Genomic DNA, 13,311 nt, shown 5'->3' on the forward strand with positions numbered 1-13,311 from the left:
GTTTCAGGCCCCTGTTCCCGCGATCCCCGGCCCTTCGGCCAGCGAGATCCCGGGCCGGACACTCAGCCCAGCTTGTCTTTCACCATCGGACCGGCCGCGCCGAAATCCATCTGGCCGGTGTACTTGCCCTTCAGCACGCCCATGACCTTGCCCATGTCGCGGATCGACTCGGCGCCCACCTCGGCGATGGCGGCGTCGATCGCTGCGGCGACCTCTTCCTCTTCCAGCTGGCGGGGCAGAAAGGCCTCGATATAGCCGATCTCGTGGCGTTCCTGTTCGGCCAGGTCGATGCGGCCGCCCTCTTCATAGGCGCGCGCGCTTTCCTGGCGCTGCTTGACCATCTTGCCGAGGATCGCCAGCACTTCGGCCTCGTCCACGCCATCCTCACGGCCATCGCCCCGGGCCGCGATGTCGCGGTCCTTGATGGCGGCATTGATCAACCGCAGCGTGCTAAGCCGGTCGGCATCACGATCCTTCATCGCCTGCTTGAGCGCGCCGGTGATCTGGTCTCGAAGTTGCATCCATTCATCCCACATGGTTCAGAGGCCGGACCCTATCCCCGCCGCGCCGCGGACACAACCGTTGCGCCGCGACGGCACCCGGCATCTGGCCAGCCATGCCCCGAACCTATGCACCCGTATAGGCAGACTGGCGGCACCCCTGTCCGAATGGCAGGCAAAACCCTGCCGGAACGGCCTTGACCCTCCTTCGTCGCACCCTTACGTAGTGGCCAATTTGCCACCCGACAGAGGCCGCAAAATGCCCCACACGTACCAAGCGAAACCGACCGCCTGCCTGGCCCTGGCCAATGGCACCATCTTCATGGGCAAGGGCTTTGGGGCCACCGGCGAAACGGTGGCCGAACTCTGCTTCAACACTGCCATGACCGGTTACCAGGAAATCATGACCGACCCCTCCTATGCGGGGCAGATCGTGACCTTTACCTTCCCGCATATCGGCAACACCGGCATCACGCCGGAAGATGACGAAACCGCAGACCCCGTCGCCAACGGCATGGTGGTCCGCTGGAACCCGACCGAATCGTCGAACTGGCGTGCTGCGTCGGAACTGTCCGACTGGCTGGCCGCGCGCGGCCGCATCGCCATCGGCGGCATCGACACCCGCCGGCTGACCCGCGCCATCCGCGCCCAGGGTGCGCCCCATGCCGCGCTGGCCCATGATCCCGAAGGTAACTTCGACATCGAGGCGCTGGTCGCCAAGGCGCGCGAATTCCCCGGCCTTGTCGGCCTGGACCTGGCCAAGGACGTCACCTGCGCCCAGTCCTATCGCTGGAACGAAACCAGATGGGCCTGGCCCGAGGGCTTCGGCACCGTGAAAGAACCCAAGCACAAGGTCGTTGCCATCGACTACGGTGCCAAGCGCAACATCCTGCGCTGCCTGGCCTCGGCCGGCTGTGACGTCACCGTCCTGCCCGCCTCGGCCACCGCGGACGAGGTGCTGGCCCACAACCCCGACGGCGTCTTCCTGTCGAACGGCCCCGGCGACCCGGCGGCCACCGGTGCCTATGCCGTGCCGATGATCCAGGGCGTGATGGAGAAATCCGACCTGCCGATCTTCGGCATCTGCCTGGGCCACCAGATGCTGGCGCTGGCGCTTGGCGCAAAGACCGTCAAGATGAACCACGGCCACCACGGCGCGAACCACCCGGTGAAGGACCACGAGACCGGCAAGGTCGAGATCACCTCGATGAACCATGGCTTCGCCGTGGACAGCCAGTCCCTGCCCGAGGGCGTGATGGAAACCCATGTCTCGCTGTTCGACGGATCGAACTGCGGCATCCGCATGAAGGACCGCCCGGTCTTTTCCGTCCAGCACCACCCCGAGGCCAGCCCCGGCCCGCAGGACAGCTTCTACCTGTTCGAGCGTTTCGCGGCCTCGATGGACGCGCGCAGCTGACCTGATCGCGGCTAAGCGGACACTTTACGACCGGGGCCCCACGTGGGCCCCGTGACGTTTGTGCCGCTGCCTTTTCGCCAGGTTTTGCACGGGTTTTCCGGCAGCTTTCTGGCGATTTTCCATCGGATTTCCATCGGCCGTTAACCAGATCTTCAGGCAATATTAACCGCCCCCGCTCAATCCTCGGGTCAGAGCATTCTCGGGGGCGGTTTCATGTCGACCAAAGACCTGCGCAGACAGGTACGACCACAATCAGGGCCATCCGATGGCAATGGCGGGCCTGTCGGTGGCGTGTCGTCTGACACTGCGCAGGCCCCCGGTCCTGCGCCTCAGCCCCCTGTTTCGGAACCCTTTGCCCATTGGCCGAACCCGGCACGCACGCCCCTTTCCGACGATCGCACCAAGTCCTGGGACGCCCCCGTTCCGGAGGCCAAGGCTCCGCCCCGCGCGGATCACCCTGTTGGCCCGACAGGTCCGGACAGCCAGGCCAGTTTCACCAGCGGTACTTTGCCCTACGGCACGTCGAACCGCGACATCGGGCCTGGGATGAACGCCGGTCACTCCGCCGCCACAGATAATACCTTCTCCGACACCACTCCGACGCATCCCGACCGCGCCACCAATTCCAGCGACAAAACCAAAACCCCCGGCTTCGCCGACGCCCAATCGCTGTTTGTGCCCGCCCCGCGCGCGCGCCCCTCGCCACCACACAGCCTACGCCTTCCCGATCCGCCCGCCGTCACTCCGATCCCGACGCGCCCCGGGGCCCTGCCACCCGCTGCACTGCAAGCCCAGGCAAGGGATCTGCGCCGCGCCTACGCTCAAGGTGACCTCAGCGAGGCGCGGATGCTCGACCTGCTCGCCCGCACCTGTGGCTGCCAGCGCATCGACCTGGCCCTGACCCCGCCGGACCCCGCGCTTGCCTTGGCCCATGACCCGGCGCTGTGCCTGCAGCACCAATGCCTGCCCTGGCGCGACAGGGACGGCACAATCTGGATCGCCACCGCCGCGCCCGAGGATTTCCCTCGCGCCCTTTCCGCACTTTTCCCCCTTGGCCTGCCGCCCGGCCTTCAGGCCAGACCCGTGGTGGCCAGCCGCGACGCCATCCAGCGGGCATTGGCCGAACCGCACCGCGCCCCCCTGACGCAGCGCATGGCCACACGCACCGCCGCCGCCCTCTCGGCCCGCACCCATCCCGGCCGCGCCCTGGGCGGCATGATCGCCGTGCTCCTCTCCTGCCTTCTTGCGCTCTGGGTTGCTGGCCCGTTGAACCTGCCGGATCTGTTGACCAGCCTTGCCATCGGGGCTGTTGCCGTGGCCTCGCTGCTCAAGGTCTCGGCCGCGCTGCGCCACCTGACCCGCCCCGACGACCAGACCGCACCGCCCCTGCCCGAGGACCCGCCGATGGTCTCGATCCTGGTGCCGCTCTATCGCGAGACGCGGATCGCCTCGGCCCTTCTCAAACGTCTGGAAAGGCTCGACTATCCCGGCGACCGGCTCGACATCCTGCTGGTGCTCGAAGAAAGCGACGACCTGACCGCCAGCGCCATCCGCTCGGCCCGCCTGCCCCCCTGGGTCCGCACCGTCACCGTCCCCGAAGGCCGCCCCCGCACCAAGCCCCGCGCCATGAACTACGCCCTGGATTTTGCACTGGGCGAGATCATCGGCGTCTACGATGCGGAAGACGCGCCAGACCCCGACCAGATCCGCAAGGTCGTTGCCCGCTTTGCCGCCGCGCCCCCCCGCGTGGCCTGTCTTCAGGGGGCGCTGGATTACTACAATACCTATGAAAACTGGATCACCCGCTGCTTTGCCATCGAATACAACACCTGGTTCCGGCTGATCATGCCCGGCATGGCCAAGCTGGGGTTTCCCGTGCCCCTGGGCGGCACCACGATCTTTTTCCGCCGCGCGGCGCTGGAACAGGTCGGGGCCTGGGACGCCCATAACGTGACCGAAGACGCCGACCTTGGCATGCGCCTGGCCCGCTTCGGCTATCGGACCGAGGTCATCGACACCACCACCCGAGAAGAGGCCAGCGCCCGCCCCGTGCAATGGATGCGCCAACGCTCACGCTGGCTGAAGGGCTATCTGATGACCTATATGGTGCATATGCGCCGCCCCCTGGCCTTGCTGCGTGACCTCGGGCCGTGGCAATTCGTGGGGTTTCAGGCGCATTTCCTGACGGCGATCCTGCATTTCACCCTGGCCCCGATGCTCTGGCTGCTGTGGCTGGTGGTCTTCGGGGTGGATCTGCCGCTTCTGCACATGGACACCGCGCCGGCCATGCGCCGCCTGGCCCTTGCCCTGCTGGGGTTTGAGGTGCTGACCATCCTGCTGGGGGCCATCGCCACGCGCCGCGCCACGCATCGCGCGCTCTGGCCCTGGCTGCCGACGCTGCACCTGTACTGGCCCATGGGCAGCATCGCCATGTGGAAGGCGCTGATCGAACTGATCGCTGCGCCCTATTACTGGGACAAGACCCCGCACGGCCATTCTCTGCCCGATGCACCGCCAGATCCCCCGGATCAGCCGCGTTGATCAATCACTCAGGCCGACCGTCTTAGCCAATCGCCCCGATCTCACCGGAATCCAGCTTCAGCCGGGTCACGAAGGCCTTCGAAATATGATCGCTCAGCATCCGGTCGGCGGCATCCTCGTCGCGCGCCTCGATGGCCGTGACGATGGCGTCATGTTCGGCCAGCGCGGCCTCGTCCCGGCCGGCCGCCGCAAGCGAGGTCAGCGCCAGAAGCGCCATCGTCCGGTGCACCATCTCAAGCTGCTGCACCAGGAACCGGTTGTGCGAGGCCAAGTGGATCTGCTTGTGGAACCGCCGGTTCGCCCGCGACAGCGCCGAGGGATCGCCCAGAAGTTTGCGGTCTTCCTCGACCATGTCGCGCAGCACGCGGACCTCTTCGGGCGTGGCATGGCGCGCGGCCAGGCGCGCCGCCAGCCCCTCCAGCTCGGTCCGCACGATATACAGTTCGGCCAGCTGGTTGTGATCCAACGACGCCACGATCAGCGACCGCCCGTCCCGCGTCAGCATGCCCTGCGTCTCCAGCCGCTGCAGCGCCTCGCGGATCGGGGTGCGCGACACGCCAAAGCGTTCGGCCAGCTCGCTTTCCACAAGGCGGTCGCCGGGGCGATAGGTCCCGTGGTCGATCGCTTCGAGGATCAGCGTATAGGCGTCTTTCTGCATCTTGGCGGTCCTCTCCTCCGGGCCGGCGCGCGGGCCAGCCCCTGTCACTTCCTGCGTCTCATCCTGCGCATCGCGCCACCCTAGTCGCCGACCGGGGCTGCGGCACTTGCGCCCATTGTCGCGCCCCCCTAAGGCTTTGACCATGGCAAATTCCGATATCTCCGCCGCTTTTTCGCATGTGACCACCTGGGTCTTCGACCTGGACAACACGCTCTACCCGCCCTCGGCCCGGCTGTTCGATCAGATCGAGGTCCGGATGACCGACTGGGTCATGGCCACGCTTAACGTCCCCCGGGACGAGGCCGACGCCCTACGATCCCGCTACTGGCGCGACCATGGCACGACGCTGGCGGGTCTGATGCGCAATCACGACGTGGACCCCGGCCCCTATCTCGAGACGGTCCATGACATCGACTTCTCGCCCTTGCTGCCGGATGCCGACCTTGCGATGCGGATTGCCGCCCTGCCGGGCCGGCGCATCATCTACACCAACGGCACCGCCCCCTATGCGGAACGGGTGATCGCCGCGCGGGGCCTCTCGGGACTCTTCGATGCGATCTACGGGGTCGAACATGCGGGCTTCCACCCCAAGCCCGACCGTGCCGCCTTTGACCAGGTCTTTGCCACCGACGGCTTCGACACCACCCGCGCCGCCATGTTCGAGGACGACCCCCGCAACCTCGCCGTGCCCCATGCGCTTGGCATGAAGACGGTGCACGTGGCCGACACCCCCGCGCCCGCGCCACATATCCATCACCACACCAACGACCTCTCGGCCTTCCTCACCCACCTGATCTGAGCGCCCCTCCGGCACACACCCTGAACGCATTGCGCCCAATTCGACGAGCGCACGCCCCACCCCTCTTTGGTTTTCTAAAATATCCCCGCCGGAGGCATCCCAAACCCACCACCCGCACAAGCCTCTGGACAAAGGCCACGCCTCCCGGCCCCGTCAGGCAAAGCCCCCCCTCTTTGGTTGTCCCAAATATCCCTGCCGGAGGCATCCCGCGCCCGCCACCCGCACGAACACCCCGGCAAAGGCCCCGCCCCGACACGCCCCCCTCCGGCAAAGGCACACCCCGCCCCCTCTTTGGTTTTCCAAAATATCCCCGCCGGAGGCATCCCGCCCCCGCCACCCGCACAAGCGCCCGGACAAAGCCCCACCCCGAGACGCTTTGCCGCTTTCCCCTCCCTGATCTGCGGCCTATCTAAAGCATCGACCCAGGGGCCAGCCCCCAGCCGCCCGAAGAGCCCGGAGGACAGACCGACATGAGCACCGATTACGACATCGTCATCTCGGGTGGCGGCGTGGCCGGCCTGACGGCGGCTGCCGCCATGGGCAGCGCGGGCTTTTCCGTGCTGCTTTGCGATCCCACGCCCCCCGTCATCGCGCAGGATCAGGCCGGGGCCGACCTGCGAACCACCGCCTTCCTGCAACCGGCACAGCAACTGCTGGACGAGATCGGCCTCTGGAATCGCCTCTCGGCCCACGCCGCCCCCTTGCAGATCATGCGCATCGTCGATGCCGGCGGGCCAGAGCCCGAGCCGCGTGTAGTGCGGGAATTCAATGCCGCCGATATCTCCTCCGGTCCCTTCGGATGGAACCTGCCGAACTGGCTGCTTCGTCGCGAAATAGTCGCGCGCCTGTCCGAGATGCCCAATGTCACCTTCCGCCCCGGCACCGGCACCGCCAGTCTGCTGACCCGCGAAAGCGAGGCGCTGGTGACGCTCAGCGACGGCACCCGCCTGCGCAGCCGGCTCGTCATCGCTGCCGATGGCCGCAATTCCCCGATGCGCGAGGCCGCCGGGATCGGCGTGAAGACCACGCGCTACGGCCAGAAAGCCCTGGCCTTTGCCGTCACCCATCCCATCCCGCACGACAATGTCTCGACCGAGATCCACCGCTCGGGCGGACCCTTCACCCTGGTGCCTCTGCCCGACCGCGACGGCCTGCCCTGCTCGGCCGTGGTCTGGATGGAAGACGGTCCCGAGGCGCTGCGCCTCTCGCGCCTGCCCGTTTCGGGTTTCGAGGCCGCGATGATGACCCGCTCCTGCGGGCTGTTCGGCCCGCTGAGCCTGGCGACCGAGCGTTCCCTCTGGCCGATCATCACCCAGGTGGCTGACCGGATGTCCGGCGAACGCATCGCGCTTCTGGCCGAGGCCGCCCACGTGGTGCCCCCGATCGGGGCTCAGGGCCTGAACATGTCGCTTGGCGATCTGCGCTGCCTGCGGGATCTGGCCCTGGCCGCGCCCGCCACCCTGGGCGACCGTGCGATGCTGGAGGCCTATGACCGCCGCCGCCACGCAGAGGTCCGCCTGCGTGCCGCCGGTATCGACGCGCTGAACCGCGCCTCTCAGATCTCGGCCCAGCCCCTGCGCGATCTGCGCGCTGCCGGCCTATCGGCGCTCTACGGGGCCGCGCCGGTGCGCAAGATGCTGATGCAGATGGGACTTGGGGCAAGGGGCTGATGCCTTCTGAACTCAACCGCCCTTCCTGTCAGCCACGCCATTGCGCCTACGGCGGGCGGGTGCCGGAGGGCGCTGCCCTCCTGACCTCCCGGGATATTTTACAAAACCAAAGAGAAGCAGGAGGGGGCGGCGACCTTCGCCGTTTGCATGGCCATTTGACATTTTTGCCAACGGCCGCCTGACGGGGCGTCGCAACCGACGGCTGGTGTTGGCCCGCTTCCTCCTCTGTCTTGTCCAGGTGTCTTCGCGCTCAGAGGGCGAAACCAAACCTGAATGCCGGACTTCGCCCCTGCAGCACGACAAACATCGGGCAAACCAGGGCCGCCGCCCCCCCTCTTTGGTTTTCTGAAATATCCCGGGGGTCAGCGGCAAAGCCTCGGCTTTGACGCCAGGGGGCAGCGCCCCCTGATGGCCCCTGAAGGGGCCATTCCGGCGCAACCGGGTCAGATGGGGCCCGGCAGACGTTCCTCGCTCAGCATGACATTGGCGTCGACGTTGGCCACCCCGGGCAGCGTCATGATCCGCCGGCGCAGCACGCGTTCGAAATCCGCGATGTCGCGCGCCGTGACCCGAAGGCGGTAATCGTACAGGCCCAGCACGTGTTCCACCGTCTGCACCTCGGGGATGGCGCTGACGGCGCGTTCGAAATCCGCCAAGCTGACGCGCCCCTTGGTGCCCAGTTTGACCCCCAGAAAGACCGTCACGCCAAAGCCAAGCGCGGCAAGGTCCAGGTCCAGCCGTGCGCCGGAGAACACGCCGGCCTCTTGCAGCCGTTGCACCCGCCGCCAGGCGGCCGGCTGCGACAGGCCGACCCGTTTGCCCAGGGCCGAGGCCGAAAGGCCTGCGTCCTGCGACAGGTGCCGCAGCAGTGCGCGGTCGATGTCATCCAGGGCAATGGGATCGGTCATAGCGGCACCGTCTCGTCCGTCTTGATCCGCGCCACATGCATCAGCGCCTCGAGGTCGTTGATATGCGGCAGGGTCAGGATGCTGTCGCGGTAGAGCGCCTGGTAATGCGCCAGGTCCCGCGCGATCAGGCCCAGGCGCACGTCCACCTGGCCTAGGAAGGTCTGGATTTCCAGGACCTCGGGGATCTCTCGGGCGGCGGCGGCGAAATCCTCGAAGGCGCGGGGCACCGTCTTGTCGAGCGTGACCCGCAGCGACACCTCGACCGTGAAGCCAAGCACCTGCCAGTCGATCACCGCCCGGGCACCCCGCAGCACGCCGCGCTCGCGCAGACGTTCCAGCCGCCGCCAGCAGGTGGCCGCATTCACGCCGGCCCGGTCCGCCAGCTGCGCGGTCGAGATCGTGGGATCCTCTTGCAGCTGTCGAAGGATGCGCCGATCGGTGTCATCGAACATGGAAATCACGCCTTACTTGCCAGTGAAGAATGAATTTCTAACATATGTGGAAGTTTTTACAACATTTGCAAAGCTTATCCCCATCCCCTCCGTATGATGCCAGACATCCCGTCACGATGACGGCCCAATAGGAGAATAGATCATGCGCGTGTATTACGACCGCGATTGCGACATCAACCTGATCAAGGACAAGAAAGTTGCCATCCTGGGCTACGGCTCCCAGGGGCACGCCCATGCGCTGAACCTGCGCGACAGCGGCGCGAAGAACCTGGTCGTCGCCCTGCGCGAAGGCTCGGCATCTGCCAAGAAAGCCGAAGCCGAAGGCCTGAAGGTCATGGGCATCGCCGAAGCCGCCGCCTGGTGTGACCTGATCATGTTCACCATGCCCGATGAACTGCAGGCCGAAACCTACAAGAAATACGTGCACGACAACCTGCGCGAAGGCGCGGCGATCGCCTTTGCCCACGGGTTGAACGTACACTTCGGCCTGATCGAGCCCAAGCCCGGTGTCGATGTCATCATGATGGCCCCGAAAGGCCCCGGCCACACCGTGCGTGGCGAATACACCAAAGGCGGCGGCGTGCCCTGCCTGGTCGCCGTGCACAACGACGCCTCGGGCAAGGCGCTGGAAATCGGCCTGTCCTATTGCTCGGCCATCGGTGGCGGCCGTTCGGGCATCATCGAAACCAACTTCCGCGAAGAATGCGAAACCGACCTCTTCGGCGAGCAGGCGGTTCTTTGTGGCGGTCTGGTCGAACTGATCCGCGCCGGTTTCGAAACCCTGGTCGAAGCGGGCTATGCCCCCGAGATGGCCTATTTCGAATGTCTGCACGAAGTGAAGCTGATCGTGGACCTGATCTACGAAGGCGGCATCGCGAACATGAACTACTCAATCTCGAACACGGCCGAGTACGGCGAATACGTGTCCGGCCCGCGCGTCCTGCCCTACGACGAGACGAAGGCGCGCATGAAGGCTGTCCTGACCGACATCCAGACCGGCAAGTTCGTGCGTGACTTCATGCAGGAAAACACCGTTGGCCAGCCGTTCTTCAAGGGCACCCGCCGCCTGAACGACGAACACCAGATCGAGCAGGTCGGCGCAAAACTGCGCGAGATGATGCCCTGGATTTCCGCCGGCAAGATGGTCGACAAGGAAAAGAACTGATCCCTTCGGGATCGGTCTTCCCCCTCGGGGACAGAATTGGGGGAGAGCAGAGATGCTCTCCCCTTTTTTGTGCTCTTCCGCCCAATTGCCGCCGGGTAGAAGGTGACGTTTTCAGATGGAAAAGTGACCGAACGTTAAGTTTTTGCTAACGTTGCTCAGGGGTGCGGAAATTTTGGCCCCTGTGTATTTTGTCGTTCAGAATCAGGAGGTTTTCATGATTCGCACGTCCATTTCCCTTGCATTTGCAGGCCTGCTCTTGGCCGCTCCGGCCTCGGCCACCATCGTCGGAGGCGGCGTCACGTCCGGTCCGACCGGCGCAACATTCTATAAATTGGACATCAATTCAGCCGGGAATTTCGAAGATACCGGCGGCACCGACTACGGCACGAATGATGTCGGGAACAACACCTTCCAGCTGCCGCACCTCTTTGGTTTTGACGAAGGCCAGAACATTTCCCTGACCGCGGATGTCGCCGTGAACATCGGCTCCAGCCCGCTGGCCGGTGGTTTCGTGGCCAGCCACTATGTGTTCTTCGATCCCGGCCCGACCCAAGATTTGGTCGGCTATGTGGATTTCGACAGCGACATCTTCGGCATCGCGACCCTGACCGCACAGCTGTTCGCATCGGATTGGCTTGCCCGCTCGGACGTGGACTATCTGAACCCCTCGCTGCGCGGACTTGAGTCCGGCCAGGACAGCGTTTGGATCGATCCGACGAACTCCAAGCGTCTGATGGTGGATCTGCGTGCCAGCACGCCCGGCGATTATGTCCGCGTCTTCACCGAATACAGCCCGGCAGCCGCAGTGCCCCTACCCGCCGGTCTGCCGCTGATGGCCGGTGTCTTCGCGGCCCTTGGCTGGCTGCGTCGCCGCAAAAGCTGATCCAAACGACAAAGGCCCGGGAACCCCGGGCCTTTTCACGTCAGGCTGGTTCGCCCTGCTTGAAACGGATCGCGCGATCCAGCTTGGGCGCGTTCGTGCACCACTCATCACCCTTGGCCACCCAAATGGCATCGCGGGTTTCGGCCCGGACGATGATCCGGTCGTCGCCCAGCTCGACGATTTCGGGTGGCAGCAGGTTCATGAACAGCATCAGGGCTTGAGTCGTCAGGCACATGGAAGGGCCTCCTGTTTCAGGCGTGTCCTCCCAGAGCTTGATCCTGCGACGGTTCGCAAATCCTGACCAGTGCGCGCGGCGCGAAGATGCAATTCACATGCACTTGGTCCGGAATTCTTGCACCGAAAGGTGAATAATTCACCAAATAGCGCGAATTCGCACCAAGACGAGGCTACGCCCCCTCAGCCCGCCATCGCCAGCCACAGCCGCAGCGCCTGCGCGGTCTCGGCCACGTCGTGCACACGCAGGATCTGCGCGCCCTGCCCGGCCCCGTAAAGCGCAACAGATAGCGACCCCGGCATCCGGGCCGAGGCCTCATCCGCCCCGCCGATCGTGCCGATGAACCGTTTGCGCGACGCCCCCAGCAAGACCGGCAGCCCCAAGTCATGCAGCACCGCCAGATGCCGCAGCAGGATCAGGTTGTGCACCCCCGTCTTGCCAAAGCCGATGCCTGGATCGGTGATGATCTGCCCGCGCGCGACCCCGCGCGACAAGGCGAAACCGATCCGGTCCTCAAGCGCGTCGATGACCTCGGCCACCACATCGCCATAGCTGGGGTTGTCCTGCATGGATTTCGGCGTGCCCTTGGCATGCATCAGGCAGACCGGCACGCCTGTTTCGGCCACCAGATCCGCCAGTTCGGGATCATAGGCAAAGGCCGAGACATCGTTGACGATATCCGCCCCGGCCTCAATCGCGGCATGGGCCACCGCGGCCTTGCGGGTGTCGATGCTGATCGGAAGGGTCACGCCTTCGTCCCGCAGGGCGCGGATCACCGGGGCGGTGCGGCGGATCTCTTCTTCGATTTCGACGTCGTCGGCCCCGGGACGGGTGGATTCCCCCCCGATATCAAGGATGTCGGCGTCGCCCACCATGGCCCTGGCCCGCGCGACGGCGGCCTTGACCGAATTATAGGCCCCGCCGTCGGAAAAACTGTCCGGCGTGATGTTCAGGATGCCCATGATGCGCGGACGGTCCATTGCCACGCCGGCCACATCGGCGCGCGGACCTGCCAGACGGTCACGCGCGGCTGGATCCAGCGCCGCGACGTCGACCACCCGGTCGCCCTGCGCCACATGGGTAAAGCGCACATGCCCCTGCCCGGCCAGCGCCAGCCCGCCCGAGGCCCCGATCAGCGGCAGCGGACGCAGGCGGCTCATGCGGCGTCGCCAAAGGCCACGCGGTCCACCGGCACCACGCCCGACCCCGCATCGCCCCGGCCCGGCGGCAGGATCAGCTGCGCCGCGCCCAGGCTTTCCGCCAGCCACAGCGCCAAATCCTGCGGATCCGCGCCCAGTTTCGGGCCGTCCACCGCGTCCAGCACCATTTTCGACGGGGCCCAGACGGAAATCTGGCCGTGCTTCATCGCCCAGTCCAGTTCCGTGCGGCTGTTGACCACCACGCAGCGGGAATCCCGCGCCGCCAGGACCCAGGCATTCTGTTCGATCGCCAGCAGGTCGATCCGGCGCTGCACCATGGCCGATCCGGTTGCGGGCACCGCCAGGTCGGACGGGCCGCAGCACAGGATAGCGGGCTCTCCGGTTGCCTCGATCCGGTCCAGCACCGCGCCCAGCTGATCCGAGGCGATGTCGCAATTGGTCAGAAAGAAGATGCGCGGCGCGTGGTCGGCCAGATCGCCCTCTTCCTCGGCCAGGGGCTGGGCGTCGGCACGGCTGCGCATGATCTCGACCCCAAGCGCACCGGGGCCGCGATCCAGCTTTTCGATCCGTACGAAGACGCGTTCGGCCTGGGGTTCCGCCAGGATATGCGACGCCACCCGTTCGGCCAGCGTTTCCAATAGGTTCAGCCGTTCCGAGGCCAGTTCGCCCTCGATCGCCTCGGTCACCACGTCATAGGACAGGATCCGGTCCACGTCATCGTTCAGCGGATCGGCGAGGGGCTGGACCTCGACCACGACGTTGAAACGCAGGCGCTGACGGTGGCCGCGTTCGGTCTGGAAGGCCCCGATGTCGACCTGGGTGACATAGTCGCGCAGCGAAATCCGGTCGCGCGGTTCTGCGCCGGCCAGGGCCTCGGCGCGTTCGATCGGATGGCCGAAGGCCTGAGAAATGCTGTCGCTCAC

The 13,311-nt window shown here is 65.9% G+C and carries 13 protein-coding genes; 6 read left to right on the plus strand and 7 right to left on the minus strand.

What is annotated here, in order from left to right:
* Positions 1-62: 62 nt before the first annotated feature.
* Positions 63-521, minus strand: a complete 459-nt coding sequence (locus BMX99_RS13505) for a GatB/YqeY domain-containing protein (protein ID WP_093453335.1) — start codon at positions 519-521, stop codon at positions 63-65.
* 238 nt (positions 522-759) lie between these two features.
* On the opposite strand from BMX99_RS13505, the gene carA reads away from it, so the two are divergent.
* Together carA and BMX99_RS13515 are read left to right on the plus strand one after the other, a co-directional pair.
* Positions 760-1,917 (plus strand): glutamine-hydrolyzing carbamoyl-phosphate synthase small subunit, encoded by a 1,158-nt coding sequence (gene carA, locus BMX99_RS13510; protein ID WP_093452730.1) that lies wholly within the window; start codon positions 760-762, stop codon positions 1,915-1,917.
* Positions 1,918-2,208: 291 nt separating this feature from the next.
* A complete protein-coding gene (locus BMX99_RS13515) occupies positions 2,209-4,458 on the plus strand; it encodes a glycosyltransferase family 2 protein (RefSeq protein WP_170848720.1) in 2,250 nt (749 codons plus the stop codon).
* Between the two features lie 22 nt (positions 4,459-4,480).
* Here the strand turns inward: BMX99_RS13515 and BMX99_RS13520 are convergent, their stop codons facing one another.
* The gene (locus tag BMX99_RS13520; protein WP_093452736.1) at positions 4,481-5,116 is read right to left on the minus strand and encodes a GntR family transcriptional regulator; all 636 of its coding nucleotides are present in this window, start codon (positions 5,114-5,116) and stop codon (positions 4,481-4,483) included.
* 142 nt (positions 5,117-5,258) lie between these two features.
* Between BMX99_RS13520 and BMX99_RS13525 the strand changes: the two genes are divergently transcribed.
* Together BMX99_RS13525 and BMX99_RS13530 are read left to right on the plus strand one after the other, a co-directional pair.
* Entirely contained in the window at positions 5,259-5,915 is a 657-nt protein-coding gene (locus BMX99_RS13525; protein WP_093452739.1) for a pyrimidine 5'-nucleotidase, read from the plus strand.
* 470 nt (positions 5,916-6,385) lie between these two features.
* Positions 6,386-7,585, plus strand: a complete 1,200-nt coding sequence (locus BMX99_RS13530) for a UbiH/UbiF family hydroxylase (RefSeq protein ID WP_093452742.1) — start codon at positions 6,386-6,388, stop codon at positions 7,583-7,585.
* A gap of 443 nt (positions 7,586-8,028) precedes the next feature.
* On the opposite strand, the gene BMX99_RS13535 is transcribed toward BMX99_RS13530, so the two are convergent.
* Positions 8,029-8,493, minus strand: coding sequence for an Lrp/AsnC family transcriptional regulator (locus tag BMX99_RS13535; RefSeq protein ID WP_093452745.1), 465 nt, complete (start codon positions 8,491-8,493; stop codon positions 8,029-8,031).
* Positions 8,490-8,945: an Lrp/AsnC family transcriptional regulator gene (locus BMX99_RS13540; protein ID WP_093452748.1), complete on the minus strand. Its 456-nt coding sequence runs from the start codon at positions 8,943-8,945 to the stop codon at positions 8,490-8,492. Before BMX99_RS13540 ends, BMX99_RS13535 begins: the two co-directional genes overlap by 4 nt.
* Positions 8,946-9,087: 142 nt before the next feature.
* Here BMX99_RS13540 and ilvC point away from each other — a divergent pair, with 142 nt between their 5' ends.
* A complete protein-coding gene (gene ilvC, locus BMX99_RS13545; RefSeq protein WP_093452751.1) occupies positions 9,088-10,110 on the plus strand; it encodes a ketol-acid reductoisomerase in 1,023 nt (340 codons plus the stop codon).
* 214 nt (positions 10,111-10,324) lie between these two features.
* Positions 10,325-10,993, plus strand: a complete 669-nt coding sequence (locus BMX99_RS13550; protein ID WP_093490888.1) for a VPLPA-CTERM sorting domain-containing protein — start codon at positions 10,325-10,327, stop codon at positions 10,991-10,993.
* 40 nt (positions 10,994-11,033) lie between these two features.
* Here the strand turns inward: BMX99_RS13550 and BMX99_RS13555 are convergent, their stop codons facing one another.
* The 3 genes from BMX99_RS13555 to BMX99_RS13565 form a co-directional block, all read right to left on the minus strand.
* Positions 11,034-11,228, minus strand: a complete 195-nt coding sequence (locus BMX99_RS13555) for a hypothetical protein (protein ID WP_093452757.1) — start codon at positions 11,226-11,228, stop codon at positions 11,034-11,036.
* Between the two features lie 182 nt (positions 11,229-11,410).
* A complete protein-coding gene (gene folP / locus BMX99_RS13560) occupies positions 11,411-12,388 on the minus strand; it encodes a dihydropteroate synthase (RefSeq protein WP_093452760.1) in 978 nt (325 codons plus the stop codon).
* Entirely contained in the window at positions 12,385-13,311 is a 927-nt protein-coding gene (locus tag BMX99_RS13565) for a dihydroneopterin aldolase (RefSeq protein ID WP_093452763.1), read from the minus strand. Before BMX99_RS13565 ends, folP begins: the two co-directional genes overlap by 4 nt.

The sequence above is a fragment of the Pseudooceanicola nitratireducens genome (assembly GCF_900109195.1).
Taxonomy (GTDB): domain Bacteria; phylum Pseudomonadota; class Alphaproteobacteria; order Rhodobacterales; family Rhodobacteraceae; genus Pseudooceanicola; species Pseudooceanicola nitratireducens.